At 63.4% G+C, this 20,189-nt stretch carries 17 protein-coding genes; 7 read left to right on the top strand and 10 right to left on the bottom strand.

The features are described 5' to 3' along the window. Positions 1 to 29: 29 nt before the first annotated feature. The 5 genes from AB0O87_RS03665 to AB0O87_RS03645 all read left to right on the top strand — a co-directional run bounded on the left by AB0O87_RS03665 (position 30) and on the right by AB0O87_RS03645 (position 6,757). Positions 30 to 650 carry a TetR family transcriptional regulator gene (locus AB0O87_RS03665; RefSeq protein WP_363511825.1) on the top strand — a complete coding sequence of 207 codons (621 nt, stop codon included), beginning with the start codon at positions 30 to 32 and terminating at the stop codon, positions 648 to 650. Beyond that, on the top strand, positions 647 to 1,312 hold the full coding sequence (locus AB0O87_RS03660) for a hypothetical protein (protein WP_363511823.1): 666 nt from the start codon (positions 647 to 649) through the stop codon (positions 1,310 to 1,312). Before AB0O87_RS03665 ends, AB0O87_RS03660 begins: the two co-directional genes overlap by 4 nt. Beyond that, the gene (locus AB0O87_RS03655) at positions 1,309 to 3,144 is read left to right on the top strand and encodes a YhgE/Pip family protein (RefSeq protein ID WP_363511821.1); all 1,836 of its coding nucleotides are present in this window, start codon (positions 1,309 to 1,311) and stop codon (positions 3,142 to 3,144) included. Before AB0O87_RS03660 ends, AB0O87_RS03655 begins: the two co-directional genes overlap by 4 nt. A gap of 117 nt (positions 3,145 to 3,261) precedes the next feature. Next, positions 3,262 to 5,913 (top strand): penicillin acylase family protein, encoded by a 2,652-nt coding sequence (locus AB0O87_RS03650; protein WP_363511819.1) that lies wholly within the window; start codon positions 3,262 to 3,264, stop codon positions 5,911 to 5,913. Positions 5,914 to 5,977: 64 nt separating this feature from the next. Next, positions 5,978 to 6,757, top strand: coding sequence for an alpha/beta hydrolase (locus AB0O87_RS03645; protein WP_363511817.1), 780 nt, complete (start codon positions 5,978 to 5,980; stop codon positions 6,755 to 6,757). Here AB0O87_RS03645 and AB0O87_RS03640 read toward each other — a convergent pair. The 7 genes from AB0O87_RS03640 to AB0O87_RS03610 all read right to left on the bottom strand — a co-directional run bounded on the left by AB0O87_RS03640 (position 6,752) and on the right by AB0O87_RS03610 (position 14,241). Further along, positions 6,752 to 7,222: a DUF559 domain-containing protein gene (locus tag AB0O87_RS03640; protein ID WP_363511815.1), complete on the bottom strand. Its 471-nt coding sequence runs from the start codon at positions 7,220 to 7,222 to the stop codon at positions 6,752 to 6,754. The two genes, AB0O87_RS03645 and AB0O87_RS03640, sit on opposite strands and share 6 nt — an antisense overlap. Before the next feature lie 700 nt (positions 7,223 to 7,922). Beyond that, on the bottom strand, positions 7,923 to 8,312 hold the full coding sequence (gene mnhG, locus AB0O87_RS03635) for a monovalent cation/H(+) antiporter subunit G (RefSeq protein WP_363511813.1): 390 nt from the start codon (positions 8,310 to 8,312) through the stop codon (positions 7,923 to 7,925). Further along, on the bottom strand, positions 8,309 to 8,578 hold the full coding sequence (locus tag AB0O87_RS03630) for a monovalent cation/H+ antiporter complex subunit F (protein WP_363511811.1): 270 nt from the start codon (positions 8,576 to 8,578) through the stop codon (positions 8,309 to 8,311). Before AB0O87_RS03630 ends, mnhG begins: the two co-directional genes overlap by 4 nt. After that, positions 8,575 to 9,168 carry a Na+/H+ antiporter subunit E gene (locus tag AB0O87_RS03625; RefSeq protein WP_363511809.1) on the bottom strand — a complete coding sequence of 198 codons (594 nt, stop codon included), beginning with the start codon at positions 9,166 to 9,168 and terminating at the stop codon, positions 8,575 to 8,577. The genes AB0O87_RS03630 and AB0O87_RS03625 overlap by 4 nt, the downstream gene beginning before the upstream one ends. Continuing rightward, complete coding sequence (locus AB0O87_RS03620; protein WP_363511807.1) at positions 9,165 to 10,718, bottom strand: Na+/H+ antiporter subunit D; 1,554 nt, start codon at positions 10,716 to 10,718, stop codon at positions 9,165 to 9,167. Before AB0O87_RS03620 ends, AB0O87_RS03625 begins: the two co-directional genes overlap by 4 nt. Next, positions 10,715 to 11,272, bottom strand: coding sequence for a Na(+)/H(+) antiporter subunit C (locus AB0O87_RS03615; protein WP_363511805.1), 558 nt, complete (start codon positions 11,270 to 11,272; stop codon positions 10,715 to 10,717). The genes AB0O87_RS03620 and AB0O87_RS03615 overlap by 4 nt, the downstream gene beginning before the upstream one ends. Then, positions 11,272 to 14,241: a Na+/H+ antiporter subunit A gene (locus tag AB0O87_RS03610; RefSeq protein WP_363511803.1), complete on the bottom strand. Its 2,970-nt coding sequence runs from the start codon at positions 14,239 to 14,241 to the stop codon at positions 11,272 to 11,274. The genes AB0O87_RS03615 and AB0O87_RS03610 overlap by 1 nt, the downstream gene beginning before the upstream one ends. Positions 14,242 to 14,363: 122 nt before the next feature. On the opposite strand from AB0O87_RS03610, the gene AB0O87_RS03605 reads away from it, so the two are divergent. Then, the gene (locus tag AB0O87_RS03605; RefSeq protein WP_363511802.1) at positions 14,364 to 15,863 is read left to right on the top strand and encodes a hypothetical protein; all 1,500 of its coding nucleotides are present in this window, start codon (positions 14,364 to 14,366) and stop codon (positions 15,861 to 15,863) included. A 14-nt stretch (positions 15,864 to 15,877) separates the two neighbouring features. Here the strand turns inward: AB0O87_RS03605 and AB0O87_RS03600 are convergent, their stop codons facing one another. Continuing rightward, entirely contained in the window at positions 15,878 to 16,939 is a 1,062-nt protein-coding gene (locus tag AB0O87_RS03600) for a LacI family DNA-binding transcriptional regulator (protein WP_363511800.1), read from the bottom strand. A gap of 60 nt (positions 16,940 to 16,999) precedes the next feature. Here AB0O87_RS03600 and AB0O87_RS03595 point away from each other — a divergent pair, with 60 nt between their 5' ends. Further along, the gene (locus AB0O87_RS03595) at positions 17,000 to 18,238 is read left to right on the top strand and encodes an MFS transporter (RefSeq protein ID WP_363511798.1); all 1,239 of its coding nucleotides are present in this window, start codon (positions 17,000 to 17,002) and stop codon (positions 18,236 to 18,238) included. A 3-nt stretch (positions 18,239 to 18,241) separates the two neighbouring features. Here the strand turns inward: AB0O87_RS03595 and AB0O87_RS03590 are convergent, their stop codons facing one another. After that, the gene (locus tag AB0O87_RS03590) at positions 18,242 to 18,883 is read right to left on the bottom strand and encodes a response regulator transcription factor (protein ID WP_363511796.1); all 642 of its coding nucleotides are present in this window, start codon (positions 18,881 to 18,883) and stop codon (positions 18,242 to 18,244) included. Continuing rightward, on the bottom strand, positions 18,880 to 20,076 hold the full coding sequence (locus AB0O87_RS03585) for a histidine kinase (protein ID WP_363511794.1): 1,197 nt from the start codon (positions 20,074 to 20,076) through the stop codon (positions 18,880 to 18,882). Before AB0O87_RS03585 ends, AB0O87_RS03590 begins: the two co-directional genes overlap by 4 nt. Positions 20,077 to 20,189 lie beyond the last annotated feature (113 nt).

Raw genomic sequence — 20,189 nt, 5'->3', positions numbered from 1 at the left:
TCTTGTGCAAGATAACTACGATGGGGAGCATGACTACTCGTGCGCCCCGACGCGATGCTGCCGAAAACCGCGCAGGCATCCTGTCTGCCGCCCTCTCGGCGTTGGCAGAAGACCCGCGTGCATCCGTCGACGTCATCGCGCGCGGCGCCGGTCTCTCTCGACGCACGCTGTACGGTCACTTCGATGATCGCGATGTGCTGATTCGGGAGCTCATCTCGACCGGAGCGCAGCGCTTCAACGCCATCGCGACCTCTATCGATGATGCGGATGCCCGCCTAGCGCTCGCCCGGCTTGCCGCCCTGCTCTGGGACGAAGCCGCGCACGTGCAGGTCTCTGCCGCGCTCGCGCTCGACGCCGCCCACGTCGAGCACACCGCCATCGCACTCGCCCCCCTGCGACGCACCGTCGCCGCTCTCGTGAGACGCGGTCAGGAAGACGGCAGCTTCCGTACTGACCTCGCCGCCCCCACCCTGGCGCGGTTGATCGAAGAGGTGGCACGCACCGTCGTCTCTACCGCTGACGGCAGCAGCAGCGGCGCCGCAGACCTCGCCATTCGCACAGTGCTCAGTATCGCCGGGCTCTCGTGGCGCGAAACGGATGCGCTGCTTGCGGCCCACCCCGATATCCACGCCGAGGCAGGCCGGGCATGAGGATCGCGTTACACGAGGTGAGCAAAGGACGCGAAGCGCGGGCACTCCCCCCCACCTCGTTGGAATTTCACACAGGCGCTGTGCGGTTCGCTATCGCCGAGACCGAGCAGCGGCCCACCGTTCTGGGCCTCATCGCGAGCGGGCGAATGCGGCCGGACTCTGGGCGGGTGAGCATCGACGGCAATGCAGACACGAAAGCGTTGCGACAGCGAGTGGCGCTTGTCGATGCCCCGGATGTGAGCGATCCACATGCCGACATCGCGCTTTCCGGTGTCGTCGGTGAAGAACTGATGTTTGCCGGTGTGGGTGCCACGCCCTTGCACGCCAAACGGTGGCTTGCCCGCTTGGGATTCGCGGAACTGAGCGCTGTGCCCATCGGCAACATCGATCCCGCTGTGCGGGTGCGCATTCTGTGCGAGCTCGCTGTGCTGCGGGCGGGGGTCGATGGCATCGTTCTTGTCTCACCCGATCGGCACGGGGGAAGCCCCGATGGCTGGTGGCGCATCGCGGGCGAGTTCGCAGACCGCGGCTACGCGATGCTCGTCGTCGTGGGTGGCTCAGCCGCCGTTGCCCTCGAGCGCATGGGCGAATATGAAGCGATCAACGCCTCCGGGCCGGTCCAGCCACTGGTGCCAACAGATGACAACGGAGGGACGCGATGAAGGTACCGGCCATGATCGCCGCCGAGCTGCGTCGCCTCACAGCCAGCAAAATGGGCCTGCTTGCGTTGGTTGCGCTGATTTGCGTGCCCATTCTTTACGGCGGCCTGTACCTCTGGGCGAATCAAGACCCGTACGCCAAGTTCTCCGAAGTTCCGGTCGCCCTTGTCGTCACCGATGAGGGTGCGCCCGCTCCCGCGACGAACTCGGAGTCTTCGACCGGCGAACCCGTGAACTACGGGGAGGATGTGGCCGAGAACCTCATCGACGGCAACGCCTTCGACTGGCAACGGATGACCGCTGAGGGTGCTGCGCAGGCTCTTCGCCATGGCGACGTCGACTTCACCGTGACGATTCCGGCTGACTTCTCTTCCGCACTCACCTCGGCGGCGAGCGATGACCCACACCAGGCCCGCATCGAGCTGGAAACGAACGACGCGAACAACTACCTCGCCTCTTCGATGGGCACGCAAGCCGTCGAAAAGATCCGCAGCTCGGTCGCGGGGTTGGTCGGGGGCGAAGCGGCTGAGCGGCTGCTCACAGGACTCAGCGATGTGCGTGACAATCTGGTCACCGCTACAGACGGCGCCACGCAACTGGTCGAAGGAGCACAGACCGCAGCTTCCGGCAGTTCCACGCTCGCAGATGGCACCGCCTCGCTTGCCGACGGCACGGCGCAGCTCGCAAGCGGGGCAGAGACACTCGCAAGCGGCGCTCAGCAGGTGAGTGCAGGCAATCAGCAACTGGCAGAAGTTGCCGATCGAGCAGGATCCGCGGTGCAGCAGGCCGCGGACGCTCTTCCCCAGGTGCGCACAGATATTTCCGCCGTGCTGACGGAGCGCGGATTCACCCCCGAAGAGATCGACGAGGTGCTCGCCACCCTTGATCCGCTCGGCGCTCGATTGCAAGACGGAAACACCCGCGTGCAGAGCGCCGTCGACAAAGTTGACGAACTCGCAGCTGGCGCAGCATCCGTGGCGTCAGGAGCAGACGACCTCGCCACCGGCGCGGGAACGATTGCCACCGGCGCGGCGTCAGCCAACGACGGGGCGTCACAGCTTCGCGACGGACTCGCAACCCTCACCTCCGGCACCACCGAGCTGCGAGATGGGCTCTCTGACGGGGTCGACGCGATCCCTTCATCCACGCCGGATCTGCGATCGCTGCAGGCCGACACGATCGCAGATCCGGTTGCGGTGTCGAGCGACAAGGTCGCCTCTGCCGAGGACTACGGCGCAGGACTCGCACCGTTCTTCGCCGCGCTTTCCGCTTGGATCGGCATCTATGCCCTGTTCTTGATCGTGAAGCCCATTTCACGACGCGCCATCACGGCCCTGCACTCTCCCATTCGCATCACGCTTGCAGGCTGGCTCACCCCCGCGATGCTCGGGGCCGTGCAGATGATCGGGCTGATGGGGATTCTGGCGATCACTCTCGGCTTCACTTTCGACTACCCGCTGGGCACGCTGGGGGTGATGGTGTTCGCCTCAGCGACCTTCGCCGCGATCATCTTGGCCCTCAATGTCTGGCTCGGATCGGTCGGACAGTTCCTCGGACTCGTACTCATGGTTCTGCAACTGGTGACCGCCGGCGGCACCTTCCCCTGGCAAACGCTGCCCACACCGCTGGCTGCTCTGCACCATGTCTTGCCGCTGGGCTACGTCGTCGACGCAATGCGCCAGCTCATGTACGGCGGTGACTACGGCCGAGCCGGATGGGACCTCGCCGTGCTCGGCCTCTGGCTCGGAGGCGCGCTCGTACTCGCGATGATCGGGGTTACACGGATGACGCACCGTCGCACATTGCGAGACCTGCAACCGAGCCTGATTGGGTGACGCTTGTTGCCCAACGGACGACCCGAGATAAGATGCCAGAACGCGTACCCTGAAACGCGTACTGGGGCTCGGTGGGACTGAGTCTCACCTGCCTACCCGAAAGTGTTCTCGACGATGATGACCGATCCACAGGATTCCGACGTTTCTGCACGCCCTTCTCTGGGGGTCCGCATCGGAAGGATCAGCTTCCTCGTTGTCGCGGCCATCGTGGTGGTAGCCGTGGCTGCGGCGTTCTTCGTGACCTGGACGATTCAGCGGTCCTTCCCCCAGACCAGCGGTTCAATCGAGCTCAGCGGTTTGTCGTCTGAGGCGACGGTGCAGCGGGATGAACTCGGGATTCCAACCATCACCGCTGACACCACAGACGATCTGTTCTTCGCTCAAGGCTTTGTGCACGCGCAGGACCGCTTCTTCGAAATGGACTTCCGGCGGCACGTCACCGCGGGGCGCGTGGCGGAGATGTTCGGAGAATCTCAAGCCAGCACCGATGCATTCCTCCGCACGCTGGGGTGGCGCACAGTGGCCGAGGCCGAGGTCGAGGCGATGGACGAAGTCACTCGCAGTTACTACGAAGCATATGCAGATGGCGTCAATGCATACCTAGCGTCGCGGTCGGGCGCACAGCTCTCTTTGGAATATGCCGTGCTCGGCATGCAGAACGCTGACTACGCGCCCGAGCCATGGCAGCCGGCTGATTCTGTCGCATGGCTCAAGGCAATGGCGTGGGACCTCCGCACCAATATCGGCGATGAGACCGAGCGTTCCCTGCTCGCCGCCGACCTCGGTGTCGAGACGACAGATTCCGTCGGTACCAACGAAATCCTCGAGAAGCTATACCCCGAATACCCCTTCGATGAGAACCCGGTGATCGTGCCGAAGGTCTCTACCGTCGCCGCTGTCGGCACCGATGCCACCGCCGCTTCCTTCACTCCGGCAGAGCAGGACGCCGCTATTGAGCAAGCGATCACGACGGTTGAATGGGAGGAAGCTTCCAGCGTTGTCGAAGCAGCGAGCCTCCTGGTCGGAGATGTGGGAGAGGGCATCGGATCGAACTCCTGGGTTGTCTCTGGCGCACTGACCGAGTCGGGACTGCCGCTACTCGCGAACGATCCACACCTCGGCGCCTCCCTCCCCTCTGTCTGGTACCAGGTGCAGCTGAAGTGCTCGACAGTGGGAGAGGAATGCCCGTTCGATGTCGCCGGCTTCTCGTTCTCTGGGTTGCCCGGGGTCATCATTGGCCACAATCAGCAGATTGCGTGGGGCTTCACCAACCTCGGCGCCGACGTCACTGACCTGTATATCGAGCGCATCGAAGGCGATCAGTACTGGCGAGATGGCGCGCTCGTGCCGCTCGAAGAGCGCATGGAGACGATCAAGGTTGCCGGTGGCGACGACATCGACCTCACCATTCGCTCGACGGTGCACGGTCCGATCATCTCTGGCCTCACCAAAGACTTCACGGCAATAGCCGACGCCCCAGAACCAGGACTGGAGGCGGATTCCGCCGCAGCCGTCGCTGTTCCCGGCGCGGAAGACGAAGCCGAGTACGCCGTCAGTCTGCGCTGGACTGCACTTGATCCAGGCACCGCAGGCACGGCGATTTTCGCGCTGTCGACCGCGCAGAACTTCGACGAGTTCCGTTATGCCGCCTCACTGTTCGATGTGCCTGCGCAGAACCTGGTGTACGCAGACACCGAAGGAAACATCGGCTATCAGACGCCAGGCAGGCTCCCCGTTCGCGGTGCAGGCGATGGTTGGCTCCCGCAGCCGGGCTGGGACAGTAGCTACGACTGGACGGGCTACATTCCGTTCGAAGAGCTGCCCGTTTCCTACAACCCCGCCTCTGGGTACATCGTCACCGCGAACAACGCCGCTGTCACCGACGATTACGACTACTTGCTCACGCGCGACTGGGACTACGGCTACCGCGCTGAGCGGATCGCGAGCCTGATCGAACGCCGCTCAGCGATCGAGCCCCTCACCGCCGAGGATATGCGCGAGATTCAGATGGACAACGAGATGTGGGTCGGCACACCGCTCGCAACAGCCATGGCTGACATCGAGGTCACAGGGGCAGGCACTGCCGAGGCCGTCGCGTTGCTGGAGGCATGGGACGCGCAGAACTCGGCCTCCTCGCCCGCCGCCGCATATGCAAACGTGCTGTGGTCCAACCTCGCGCAGAACATCTTCGTGAAGCGCGAGGTTCCGCTCCCCGTCGCCGATCAGAGCCGCCTCTTCACCGTCGTCGCCGCAATGCTCGACGACCCGGCAGATCCGCTCTGGACCAACCCCCAGATCGACATCGACAGCATGGAGCAGATGCTCGCGCTCTCAGCCGAGCAGGCATACGACGAGCTTTCCGCGCTGCAAGGCACCACCGTTTCCCGCTGGAACTGGGGTGACCTGCACGCCATCACACTTACGAGCGAAACGTTCGGTTCCTCCGGTATCGCCCCCATCGAAGCGCTCTTCAACCGCGGGCCATACCCCGTCGGCGGTGGTGCCTCCGTCGTGAACGCTACGGGCTGGAGTCTCGGGGTTTCGTACGCCACCACCAGCGTGCCGTCGATGCGCATGGTGATCGACCTCAGTGACTTCGATGCCTCGACGTGGAACCACCTCACCGGCGCCTCCGGTCACGCGTTCCATGCCAACTACACAGATCAGACGAAGGACTGGGCCGCCGGCATCCAGACGCCGTGGGCATACTCGTCCGAGGCGGTGAAGGCGGCTACCGCCGACACCCTGATCCTGACCCCTGGAAGCTGATCGGAGCTTCTTTGAGTCCGCGACGGTGAGTCCGCGCCGCAGAAAGCTCAGCTAGCGTTGGTGGGTGCCATCTAGCTACCTCGCCCCGAAGGGCACCCCGGCGACTCTTCTCGAGTTCGAACACCAGGGTGCCGCCCTCATCGCCGAGACGTTCGGTGAGGGCTCGCGTACATTCCTGTTGCTGCATGGGATCGGAATGGGACGCAGTGTCTATCTCGACATCGCGCAACGACTCGAGGGCAAAGTGATTGCCCTCGATCTGCCCGGCTTCGGCGAGGCACCAGAGCCCAAGCGCACCTTCACCATGGAACGGCACGCCGACTTCGTTGCTGCCTATCTTCGGCATGTGGGGGCGGAGCCCGTGGTCATCATCGGCCATTCAATGGGAAGCCAGATCGGCGCGGAGCTCGCTGCCCGGCATCCGTCCCTTGTCCGCGGCGTTGTGCTCGCTGGGCCGACGGTGAACAAGGCGGCGCGCAACATCGGCGCACAGGCGAGCTACCTTCTGACAGATCTCGTCGGCGAACGGCCACTGGTGATCTGGCGTGGCGCACGAGAGTACCTGCGCGGCGGCCCCCATCTCCTTCGCAAGATGCGGGCGACAATTGTGCATCGACCGGAGCGTGCTTTTGCACGCATCGAGTGTCCGGTGCTCGTCCTGCGGGGCGAAGATGATCCACTCGCACCGATGAGCTGGTGCCAAGAGATCATCGACGCCATCCCCGGCGCCGACCTAGAGGTGATTCCCGATCACGGCCACGGCACACTCATCAGCGATTCCGAGCCCGCCGCGCGCCTCATCCACGATTTTGTAGCAGGCCTCCCTGCGCTCCCGCGTTCATAATTCAGGAACAGCGCGTGCCGCGCCCCAGATTCGGGGCCGTACCGGCGGTTTTGGCGGTGTTTTCCTGAGTTGTGAACGGGCGCCCGTGGTGAACTTCGGCCCCATCACAGCCAAAACCTCCCGCACGGCCTGCTGGACGGTGTCCGTGTGGTGCAGAATGTCGGTGGCGAGCGGGCGAATCGTCACGTAGCCGAGCCGCGCTGCCGCCAAATCTCGCCCGCGATCCTGCTTTTGTTTCGCCCATCCCTCGTGAAACTCCTTGCTGTCGCACTCGATGATGAGCCAACCATCGACGACAAAATCGACATATCCGGCTCCCTCAATGCGCACCTGCGTTTCAAAGCGCACACCCATGGCGCGGAGCATCAGCCTGACGAACGTCTCAGGTCCCGAGGCAGATGAGGCATCCACCAGCTGCAGGAGAGTGCGAAACCGGGCAGGGAGTTCCTCGAACAGCGACGCCAACTCCTCAACAGTGATCAGCCGGTGGTGCACGAGGCTGTCGAGTGTGGCCACACTAGCGCGGGGTGTTTGACAGCGCACAGAGTGTCCCACCGCCGCTCGGAGCGAGGTCGCGTGAAGAAACTCATGCTCCATCCGTTCCACCCAATGGACGCGCTGCGGACTCGACTGCGCAACTCCCAGACGGGACCCATTCCGCGACACCTGTATATGCAATTCGTCTGCCTGCAGCACAAAGATCCCGAGGACCTGCAGGAGCGAAAGACAGGTAAGCCTCCCACCCACGCGCGCGGCATCCGCGACTTTGGGCTCTATGCCGTGGTGGGCATACCTATTTCTTCGCAGCCGCACCATGCGCCCAGATCGGACGGATGCGGTGATCTGTCTCGGTGTCATCCCCGCATGACGGAGATCGTCTCGTGAAGACAGCATGGTGCAGAAGAGGGCGGCTGCACGTTCTTTCGGAGTTCGACTGGGCACCCAGCGATCGTGACGAAAACTCGGCCTCGATTGGGCTCTTCGCCCGCAATGTGGACGGTTATTCGCGGATCGCCGACCTGTGCAGACCAGCTCACCCGTTCACATTTCAGGAAAAACACCCCGGCACGCCGGGCAACACCCCTGGCTTCAGGTTTTGGTGTCGGTTTTCCTGAATTGTGAACGGAGGAGCGGGGGGGAGGACCGGGGGGAGGAACGGGGGAGGTCAGCCGGCGGCGGGGGGAGTCTGCTTGGACTCGGCCAACTCGTCAACGACGAGGCCGCGCTGCTCGATGGTGCCGTTGCGATAGGCCTGGCGCGCGACCATGTGGGCCGAGAGCGGGGCGGTGGCAAACTGCATCAGGATGATCGGAATGATGAGCACGAAACCCAGCAAGAGCCCACCGATAGAACGCTGAGACAGCGCGATCGCAATGCAGATGAGGACAAGTCCGAGCACCTGGGGCTTCGTCGCCGCGTGGAGCCGGGTCGGCACATCGCGGAAGTACAGCAGGCCAACCGCGGCCGAGAGGCACAGCAGCGCACCCAGCAGAATCAGCACCAGCACCGTCACATCAATGACGGCGTCAGGGATAACCACATCGAACACATTCATGGTGCCGTGTTGTCCCTTCTCGCAACGAACCGCGCGACGGAGATCGATCCGAAGACACCGACGGCGGCGATGATCAGCAGGACAGGAATGTTGCGAGTGTGACCGTTGATCGCCATCTCAGCACCGACCACACACATCACCTCCGTGAGAAGAACATCAGAGGCAACGGCGCGGTCAAGGATCGAAGGACCGCGCACGATGCGGATCATTGTGAGGATCGCGGCAACGCCGAACACCACCATGATCGCCAGGAGCAGCATGTTCACGAGACAGCTCCTTTCTTGGGTCCGCGTGGTCCCGAACGCTCGTCCGCCTTCAGTGCACGATATTGCGCGGGATCACCCAGCGCGCGAACTACCCGCCGCTCCCAGTGAAGTACGGCGTCGCGCTGCTTCTCCACGTCATTGAAGCTTCGCACCCCGATCACATGCAGGTAGATAATGCGTCGATCACGATCGGCTTCAACGACGAGGGAACCGGGGATCAGCGACGACACGACAGCGACGTGGGTCATGACGAGATCATCCGCATAGCGCAGCGGCACCGCAATGATCGCTGTGCCCGGCTGACGACGGAAGTTGAAAACCTGCACGGTAACGGAGAGCGCTCCGGCAAGCACCGCGAAGAGAAACTCGACAACGAAAAGCACGGCGTACCAGACGTTGATCCGTCCGGAGAGGCCTACGGTCGGAAGCCGGAAAACACGAGTGACAAAGATCGCCACGATGAGACCGGTCAAGAATGACAGCACGGTGAACTGTGCCCAAAGGAGCATCCAGAGCACGACCAGCCAGGCGAGGAACGGGAGCTGCACGCGCACGTCACGCCAGAGATGCCGTCTGGTGTCTCGTTTCATCCGCCCACCTCCTCCTCTAGCTGCACAAGGCTGACCGGCTCCAGCAGCGCAGCACCGATCCGGTCGCACAGGGCATAAAGGGGACCAGCGAAGATGGTGAGCGAGATGGTGACCGCGACCATGCCACCGGTGGCGAAGGTCATGATCTTCGGAATGCGGCGGCGTTCCTGCTGCTCATCGGCTGCCGGTGCGTTGCCGAGGTATGAGATGCGAATCTCGGTCTCAGCGGAGTCTTCTTCTTCGCGCCAGAACGCAAGGTTCCACGCGCGCATCAGGGCGTACAGCGTGAGCAACGAAGTGATAATGCCGCCGAAGATCAGCATCAGCATCAGCGGTGTGCCGACAGAGGCAGCGGCCTCAAACAGCGCGAACTTGCCGATGAATCCGGAGAAAGGTGGCAGGCCACCGAGGTTGATTGCCGGTACGAAGTAGAGAACGGCGATCACGGGCGCGACCTTCAGCAGCCCCTTGACGCGCAGAATCGACGTGCTGCCCGCTCGTCGCTCGACGAGGCCGACCGCAAGGAACAGCGTTGTCTGCACGATGATGTGGTGGACGATGTAGTACACCGTCGCGCCAATCGCCGCCGGCGTCGCGATCGCCAAACCGAAGATCATGTAGCCCACGTGGCTGACCAGCGTGAACGACAGGATGCGTTTGAGTTCGGCCTGCGCGACCGCGCCCAAGACCCCGACGATCATCGTCGCAAACGCGATGATCAGCAGCAGAGTATCGATGCTGTTCGATGCGAAGAGCTGCGTCTCCGTGCGAATCAGCGCATACACGCCCACCTTGGTCAACAGCCCCGCGAACACGGCGGTGACGGGGGCTGGAGCCGTGGGGTAAGAGTCGGGCAGCCAGAATGACACCGGGAAGATCGCCGCCTTGATACCAAAGGCAACGACGAGCATCAGGTGCAGTACGAGTTGCGTCTCTTGTGGGAGATCCGACATCCGCTCGGCGATCTGGGCCATGTTCACCGTGCCGAGCGCGCCGTAGATCATCGCGATCGAAGCCAAGAAGAGGATCGACGAGACCAACGAGACCACGATGTAGACGGCGCCGGTGCGGATTCGGGACTCGGTACTACCCAGCGTGATCAACACGTACGAGGCAACGAGCAAGATCTCGAAGCCCACATAGAGATTGAACAGGTCACCGGCGATGAACGCGTTGAAAACACCGGCGGCGAGGATCAGGTACGAGGGATTGAAGATCGAAATCGGCGTCTCTTCGATGCCGTCCGCGAAGCCCTGTCCCACCGAAAAGAGGAGCACGGCAAGGAGCACAATGCTCGAAACGAGCACGAGCAATGCGGCGAGGCGATCCACATAAAGGACGATGCCGAAGGGGACCGGCCACCCACCGACCGAGACTGCGAGTGGCTGACCTCCGTCGACGACCACCAAAAGCACCGCGGCTATTACCGAAACGGCGGCGAGCGTCGCCACCGTGACGACCATTTGCAGCCGCGCATTCCGGCCGAACACGAGCGTGATGGCGGCACCGAGAAGCGGAAGGGCAACGAGGAGAGGCACGAGCGCGGTCATGGGCGTTCCTCCTCATCCTCGTCCGAGGCAGCTGAGGACTCCGTGCCCCAACCTGTCGGTGCATCAAACGGGGCATCGTCGTGAATAGCGGGGTGATCCCGCATGTGCAGCACCGTGATCGGCGTTGTCTGCACACCGACGAAGTCTGTGGTCGCTTCGTCTTCGTCCGCCTCCGACTCATCGTCCATGACGTCTTCGTCGGCGTCCGTACGCGCACGAAGTGCCAGGTCGGCTTCGTCATCCTCGACAGTGTCGGCTTGACCGAGTTGCCAGGAGCGATAGATCAAAGCGAGCAGGAACGCAGACACCGCGAAGGTGATGACGATCGCCGTCAACGTCAGGGCCTGCGGGAGCGGGTCGCTCAACTCTCCTTCTGTGCCATAGAAGGGTGCGTTGCCTGGAACACCCATCACAATCAGCAGAAGCAGGTTGGTCGCGTTTCCCAGCAGGAGGAAGCCGATCAATACCCGCGTAAGACTACGCTCCAGCATCGCGTAAACGCCGCAGGCAAAGAGCACAGCCATAATCACGATCAGGGTGAGCGACACATCCATCAGCTACTCCTCCCCTCGCGCGATAGGAAGCCCTCTGGGCCCGGTGTTGTGCGAAGCGCGGCCTGCCGGTCGACCTCGGCGCCCAGGCTCCGCAACACGTCGAGCACGAGCCCGATCACGACGAGGTATACGCCCACGTCGAAGATCGTGGAGGTGACGAACTCCATGTGGCCGATCCCTGGGATCTCCCACTCCCAGAACGTGCTGGTCAACGGGGCCAGGCCGAAGAAGAGCGGCACAACCGCTGCTCCAACGGCAAGGATGAGGCCGGTGCCGAGGAGTCGGCCGGCATCGGTGGGTGCCGCTGCGCCAAGCTCCCATCGTCCGCCGGCGATATAGCGCATCACCAGCGCCATTCCCGCGACGAGGCCGCCAGCGAAGCCGCCGCCCGGTTGGTTGTGGCCGGAGAACAGCAAGAAGATCGACACCACGATGATGGTGTGGAAGAGAATCCGCACGATGACCTCGAGCAGGATCGACCTGTTCTCCGGTTTCATCTTCTGACCCCCGACGAGCCACGCCCGTGGGCTGGATTCATTCTCGGAGGTTTGGAAGCGGATGCCGTCCGTCGTCTCTACAAGTGGACGACTGCGCGCTGCTTTGCGGGTCGCGCGCGGCAGGTTCTTCGTCGAGGCCAGAAGGTCGGCGCGGTGGGTGACGAACACCAGCGATGCGACGCCCGTCGCTGCCAGCACGAGAACGGAAAGCTCCCCCATGGTGTCCCAACCACGCAGGTCAACGAGCGCCACATTGACGACGTTCTTTCCATGCCCAATGTCGTATGCGAGCTGTGGGAAGGCTTCGGAGATGGGGGCCGTGATGCGCGATTGCGTAGCAACGACGGCAATGAAGGCCATCGTCACGCCGACGCCGATCGCGAGGAGCGCTCGAGGAAGGCGTCCGACCGAGGCATTGTGCTGTCCCATTCGCGCGGGCAGTCGGCGCAGCACGAGGGCAAACGTGACCATGGTCACCGTCTCGACCAAGATCTGCGTCAACGCGAGGTCGGGTGCTCCGCTCGTCGCAAACAACACGACCATGCCAAGACCCGTCACCGAGACCAGCACAACGCCGGTGTAGCGCTTCTGGGCTCGCACGGCGAACACCCCGGCGGCCGCCATGATCGGAGCAACGACGATCTGTGCGGGTGTGTGCCAGGCCGACAGGTTGTAGCGATCGATATCTGAGGCGATAAGGGCAGTCGCCTCGGCTGCGACGAAGACGACAAAGATGGTTCCGACGTAGACCGGCAACGAGCCTCGTTGGGTCAGGGTCGTGCTGAGAACGGAAAGGCGGTCGACCCCGCGCATCACCCAGTAGTAGGCATCGGAAGCGGTGAACCGCAGCATTCGTGGTTTGCGGTCCCAGCCGGTGCGACGGGTGAGAAGGAAGAGCCCGATGCCCAGGAGAATCGAGAGCACCGATATGCCCAGCGCAGGCTCGAATCCGTGCCAAAGCGCGAGGTGCCCTGGTCCTTCTGCCGCTATCCCTTCGCTGTCGAGGCCAGGGGTAGCAGTCCTCGCGTACCCCTGAAGCGCGACATCGAGCACCGGCGCCCCGATGCCAGCGGCCAGCGTGACTCCGGCAAGGATGATCGGCGCGGAGAGAAAGCCCACCGGCGGATCCGGCCATGCCGTGTCTCGTACCCGCTGACCCTCACTGTCGCGCTTCTTCCAGAACGCACCCCAGAGGAACCTGGCACCATATGCCGCAGTAAGCATGGATCCTAGGACGATGCCGATCAGAGCGACCAATCCCCACACCGATCCGCCCTGAGCATCGTCAAGGAATGCGGTGAGCGTTGACTCTTTCGCCACGAAACCGATGGTGGGAGCGATGCCCGCCATCGAAGCGATCGAGATGAATGCTGCCGTCGCCATCACGGGAGCTTGTCGGCCAACGCCGGAAAGTTCGTTTATGTCGCGAGTCGAAAGCTGACGGTCGATCACGCCGACGATCAGGAAGAGCGCTGACTTGAACAGGGCGTGCCCGATCACCAGCGCGAGGCCAGCAAGCGCAGCGGCCTGGGTGCCGTAGCCGATCACGGTCGCGATGAAACCGAGCTGGCTTACCGTCCCGAAGGCGAGAATGCGCTTGAGGTCGGTTTCACGCAGTGCCTGAATGCCGCCGAGCAGCATTGTCAGCACGCCGAGCGTGATGACTATCGGGCGCCAGGTGGGGCTGAACGCGAAGATTGGCGCAAAGCGAGCGATCAGGTAGATGCCCGCTTTCACCATGGCTGCCGCATGCAGGTAGGCGCTCACCGGAGTAGGCGCAGCCATCGCGCCAGGAAGCCAGAAGTGGAAGGGGAACAGTGCCGACTTGCTGATGGCCCCGATGAGAAGCATCACAATCGCCGCATTTACGACGGGTCCCGTCGGTGCCTCTTCGAGAATCACGCGAATGCTTGAGGTTCCGGTGTCAACGACAAGCAGCACCACTCCGACGAACATCACAAGGCCACCGAGCGTGGTGACAAGCAAGGCCTGCAGGGCCGCACGACGACTGGCGGCACGGCGTCGGTAGTGACCGATCAAGAGGTACGAGAGAATGCTCGTCACCTCCCAGAACATCACGAGGATCACGAGGTCGTCTGTCAGCACGAGGCCGTACATCGCGCCGGCGAAACCGAGGAGCACGCCAGCGAACTGGCCGACCCCGGCAGAATCCTCGTAGAAGTACCAGCGGCAATAGAGCAAGACCAAGGCGCCAACGCCAGTGACGATCAGCGTGAGTACCCAGCCGAGAACATCCATGTTCATCGACAGGTTCAAGCCCAGCTGGGGGATCCACTCCACCGATTCAAACGGCACAGGCCCATCGAGCACCTGTGGCGTCATCACAAGCGCCTGCACGAAGGCTGCCGCGGGCACGAGAGCGGCGATAGCAAACGCTTGAGCTCCGAGCCAGCGCACCAAAACAGGCATCAAGAGTGATACCAGGAGGAACACAGCGAGGAGCATCAGCATATACGCGGCTCCCTCAGGGCTCGTCGGCCGTTTTCGGCTCAGGCGGGCTGGTGTGACTCCAGTTTACCTTTCTCATGGCCACCCAAGGTTCATATGCACGAGGGACATGCCAGAGTGGGCACATGCAGCGGGTGTGGGTGCGGGAGCTTGCCGGCTGGTGTGGCGCGCTCGCGGTGGCCCTGATTGCGGTGGCCCAGGTGGCATCATCTCCTCGTGCTGAACTGCTCTTTCGCGACGCAGATTCTCTTGTAGTCGCTCTGTTCTCACAGTCTGTTGCCTCTGGCGAACCTCTGGACTGGGCAATGTCGAGTGTTTTGTTCGTTCCCGAGTCGGCACTGTTCATCGTGCTGGCTGCGGTGTTTCCGTTCGAGCTCAACGGCCTTCTCGTGCTCAGCGCCATCGTCAACCTGCTCATGCTCTACGGCGCGGTCAGAGTCGCCGCTGGTCGACAACGCACAGACATGGCTCCAGTGGCATGGTCGCTTATCGCCGTGGCCACGTTTGGTGTGCTTGCCATGACCGACGTCTCTGAATCGCGCGACGCATTTGATCTCGCGTCGCTGTACCTGACGACCACCTACTACTCGGCCACGGTTGTCGCGACGGTGCTTACCGTGGGCATTGCTCGACGAGTGATTGATCGTCCGGCAGGAGGCAGCGCTCTGCTGGTCGCTCTGGGAATCACGGCAATCGTGTCTACGCTGTCGAATCCCCTCTATGCGGCATGGGCCACAGCTCCCCTCTCGCTTGTCTTGGGCATCCTGATCATCGGATCACGCGACAGAATCCGGGTGGCCATGCTCATCATGGTGCTTTTGGCAGGAACGGTCTTCGGGCTTCTTGCACGCATTCCTTTTCAGGCATGGATTGCCAACACTGGCGTGGGCTACCCCGAGCCATCGCAGTGGATGCAGTCGCTGGAGTACTACGGCGGCCTCGTGCTTGCACGGCTTTCGACGCCTGCCGGGGTAGTCGGCGGCCTCCTCGCGCTCGTTCTTCTCAGCCTTGCGATCCTCATGGCTGCTCGCACGCGGGATGCAGGCTCACGATTCATCGCTCAGGTTGCGTGGATAATCCCTGTTCTGGTGATGATCGGAGCGATTGCCCTCGGAACCCATGCGGCTAGGTACCTGCAACCCCTCCTCTTCGCACCGATGCTCGCGCTCGTGGCGATGCCGCGCGCGTGGCCGATGCCGTCCCGCGTCCGCTCGACAATTGTGGGCGGGGCCGCCGTACTGCTGACGGTACTCGGGGGCCTGAGCGTGCCAAGACTGATCACAGCCGCAGAGTCCCCCGACCCTGACCTCGCGTGCGTGACGGAGTGGGTCGACGCGTCAGATCGCACCGGCGCTGGCCAGTTTTGGAGCGTACGGCTGCCGAAGCTGCACAGTGGAGACGCGGCCCGTTTGGTGCAGGTCGATCATGAGCTCAACGGATACGCCTGGCTCGTTAACCGCCACGACTTCGACGTCGGCGAGGTGTCGTTCCTCATCGAAGACGCCCAGACCGTCCCGTGGTCGCTTCCGGTACCCATCACCCCTGAAGAGGTGGTGACCTGCGGCCGCTACCGCATTCTCGACTTCGGTGATGCATCGCTCCCCCTCGGCCCTGCACGCAGCTGAGCCGCGGCCCTCGATTAGCGAGGCGCGCGTGCGGTGGTGGTCCCTGCACGGAACACGCAGGTGAGGTGTTGCGTCACCGCTGGCTCACCCCGAAGCATGCGTGCGATCTGCTCGCCCGCTGCCCGCCCTTTCTCGACAGCGGGCTGCACGCTGGTCGTCAGAGTGAGGTCGCTAAGCCCATCGACCGCAATCCCATCGAAGCCTGCCACCGAGAGGTCTTCTGGCACGCGCAAGCCGAGTTCTTCTGCCGCGCGGATGACGCCGACGGCGAGAAGGTCGCTCTGCGCGATGATTGCCGTCGGCCGCTTTTCGGCATCTGCCAGGAGCATTCGTCCCACCAAGACCCCCTCGTCGATCAAGCTGCCTGACGCGGAGATCGCCGGGGCATCCGGAAACACCTGACGCGTGCCGGAAAGCCGGTGCACGGCGACGTCGATCGTGGCGTTCGCAACCCGCTCCGGGGTAACCGGCAGGCGTTCGCGCTCACTGTCGAGCGGAAGAGTGACCAGGGCCACGTCTTGGTGACCAAGATCGCGCACATGCCGCGCAACCTGTGCCGCAGCCTCGGTGTTGTCCAGGGTGATGCGAGGAACGGTCTCGCCTGCGTCCCCTTCGATGACAACGACGGGAAGCCCGCGCCCCAGGACAACTTCGAGTGAAGCCTTCGTGCGCCCAGAGCAACCAATAAGTACGAACGCGTCAACCGGCGCATCGGCGATCGCCGGCCCCTCCTCCCCCGACTCATCGCGCATCAGCAGAATGCCAGCGCTGAGATCGGCGAGGCCATCGGTGAGCCCATCCATCATGGCGGTGGTCACCGGGTCGAGGAACGCCGCACGAAGGTGCCCCTCAAGCACCACAGCCACAATCCCGCTGCGTCCTCGCCGTAATGAGGCAGCTCGAGGATCAGGTCCGGCGTAGCCGAGTTCTGCCGCGGCTTTCAGCACCCGCTCCCGCGTGGCTGTTGCGACGTTAGCCTTGCCGCTGAACACGACAGAGGCTGTGGAAGTGGCCACGCCAGCCTGGCGTGCGACGTCAGCGATCGTGGGTCGACGCGGCGTCTCCTGACTGCTCATACTTCGAGGATAGCTCCCTTTGGCACTCGCGGGTCGAAACGATTCGATAGGCTGTCCCGCATGGAAGCCCCTTTGACCCGCTCGCAGTTCGTCCGTTGGCGAGCGGCGATCTTCGCCATCTTCCTCGCGAGCGGTCTCTCTATCGCCACCTGGGCTTCGCGAGTGCCCAGCATCAAGCAAGCGCTTGGCCTCGATAACGCGCAGCTCGGCCTCATCCTTCTGGGCATGGGAGTGGCATCGATCATTGGCATCTCGACCGGTCCGGCGGTGATGGCGCGCACCGGCGCCAGGCGTGGAATGTTGATCACAATGCTGACCCTCGCTCTCGGGATTGTTCTCGTCGGGCTAGGCGCCAATGTCTTTGGCTCCGCGACGGTGGTCCTCGTCGGCATGGCACTCTTCGGCTTTGGCAACGGTTCGGTCGACGTGATGATGAACGTCGAAGCAACGGCGATCGAGCAACAGATGGGCCGCACGATCCTGCCGGTCTTCCACGCATTCTTCAGCTTCGGCACCGTACTGGGTGCCGGTATCGGGGCGCTCGCGGCTCAGCTCTCGATCGATGTCGCCACGCATGCGTCGATCATGGGTGTTGCCATCGCCGTGATCGCGATCGTGTGCTTCATGCACGTGCCAGCGCGCGAAGCAGCACTCGATCCGACGGCGCACGAAAAGCCGCCGTTCCGGGTGCGCATGCACGCCGCGCTCGAAGCATGGCGTGAACCACGCACTTACCTGATCGGCGTCGTCATGCTCGGCATGTCGTTCGCAGAGGGTGGCGCCAACGACTGGATCGCCCTCGGCACCGAGCAGGGTCACGGCTTTAGCGAAGGAACAGGGGCGATTTCTCTCGCCGTATTCTCTATCGGCATGACAGTGGTCCGACTGTGCGGAGGCCCGCTCGTCGACCGCTTCGGTCGTGTTTTGGTCCTGCGCATTCTGGCCGCAGCTGCGGCCTCGGGGATTCTGCTGTTCATCCTCGCGCCGACCTTCCCGCTCGTGCTCGTCGGCGCAGCGCTCTGGGGAATCGGTGCATCGCTCGGCTTCCCCCTGGGCATGTCCGCCGCCGCAGACGACCCTGTCAAGGCAGCGGCGCGGGTGAGCGCCGCGGCCACCATCGGCTACATTGCCTTCCTCGGAGGCCCCCCAGTGCTCGGGCTGATCAGCGAGCACATCGGGCTCCTGAACACGCTGTTCATTCTGGTCGCTCTCGTGGTCATGTCTGGGCTGTTCTCTGGTGCGGCACGTCCGTTGCGCGACGATGAGAAAACTCCGGTCGTTCGCACGGCGCACCAATAGCTGTCAGTCCGCTCGGCTCCTGACAAGCGCAGCCGCGTGAGAGCGGCTGCGCGCTCCCAGCTTGGCCAGCACGTTCGAGACATGGGTCTTGACCGTGGGGACAGAGATGCGCAGGTCCATCGCGAGTTGCGCATTTGAAGAACCCTGCAAGATGCCATCGAGCACCTGTTGTTCGCGGATGGTCAGCTGTGGATGCTCGTCCAGACTCTGCATGGGGGCCGTCAGAGCTTCCGACACCGCGGCGAGCGCACGACGAGTCACCCGCGGGTCCAGCGCGCCTTCTCCCGCAGCAACAGAGCGCACTGCGCGGACGAGGGTTGGCGCATCAGCCGTCTTGAGAAGAAAACCGACAGCGCCCGCACGGATCGCTCCCCATACGAGCTCGTCCTCGTCAAAACTCGTCAGCACCAACACGTCCCCAAGGCCCCGCTTCACGATCTCCGCAGTCGCAGAGATGCCATCGCGACCGGGCATTCGTAGATCCATCAGCACGACGTCTGGCCGGAGAGCTGCCGCGTTGCGCACAGCGACATCGCCGTCGGCGGCCTCACCCACCACAGTGATGCCCTGCGCCTCGAGCATGATGCGCAGACCAACCCTGATGGCGCCATGGTCGTCTGCCAGCAGCACAGTGGGCTCGCTCATACCCGCGCCTCGATGGGGAGTGCGCTTTCGACAAGCCATCCCTCTGCAACTTCTTCGGCCGAGAAGGTGCCGCCCAGAGCGTCCACGCGTTCGCGAAGCATCTGCAAGCCCCACCCTTCCCCATCGTGTGTGGTCGCGTTGTGGGCAACGCCCCCGCGGGAGCGCACATGAACCCGCACCTCGGCATCTGCGCTTGTGATCGCCACTTCTACTTCCGCACCAGCGGCGTGCCGAATGCAGTTCGTCAGCGCTTCCCTCACGATGCGCACGACGGCCTGCTCCGGCCCGACGCCAAGGTCGGGAACATCGTCGACTGCGAGCCGAACGTGAAGCCCCAGCTGCTGTGCTTCGCGGACAATTCCCTCCAGATCTACCCAGCGTGGTGTCGGTGCGATCGTTCCGTCGCCGCGTCGCAGAACCGAGATCATCGATCGCAATGCGGCGTGAGCATCGAGGCCGGTGTCACGCACTGCCCGCAATGCGTCGCGATCCTTACCGCGGTCGGCTTCTGTCGAGAGCGCAGCTTCCGCGCGTATGGCCATCGCCATCACGTGTCCTGCGACGACGTCGTGCAACTCTCTCGCCATCGTTTCTCTCTCTGTTCGAACGGCCGCTGCCCGATCTCGCTCCGCGACAGCGGCGGCATCTTCTGCGCGCTGACGGTGGAGTTCCGCAAGTTCATGCGCCTGAGAGACGGCGACGGCCCACCAGTAGTCCGCACCGAAGATCGCTCCGAACTGCACTGCGGCAAGGAAGGCGACAGATAGCGGCGCGGCAGCAACGACCAGCGCTGCCACGAACAGCGCGAGCGTCGATGCGCCCAGCACAATGAGCAGTACCAGCCGTCCGCGCGCACTGGCACGGAACGACGCGGTCCACAGCACATCCAATAGAACGATGAGTGTTCCGATGCCTCCGACCGTGAGCACGTCGATCACGAAAAGTACGGCGACGAGCGCGAGCACCGTCATCGGCATTCGCTGTTTGACGAGCGCAAGTACACACGCGAGGAGCGCAGGAACGAGAGCCCACAGCGGAGATACTGGCGACTCGAGCATCGAGAACGAGCCAGGAGGGCCGCGGAAACCAAGCACAACCGTCGCCGTGGCAAGGATCGCCATCCCGAGCGGATCTACCCACCATCGGTGTCGGCGATTCCAGTCGCCGACACCACTATCGACCTGCTCGTGCATGGCCTCATGCAACCACGGCCAGCGCAACGACGCATCCAACCAAGGGATGAGTCGCGCGGAGAGGACGCGACTTTCGCCCGATCCGCTGTGCCTCCGGGTCAGCGAGCGTGTTG

Origin of the sequence: Microbacterium sp. NPDC076768, from assembly GCF_040687205.1 — a bacterium.
GTDB lineage: Bacteria > Actinomycetota > Actinomycetes > Actinomycetales > Microbacteriaceae > Microbacterium.
Note: the sequence above shows the minus strand (reverse complement) of the source record. Positions and strands in the feature narration are given on the sequence as shown.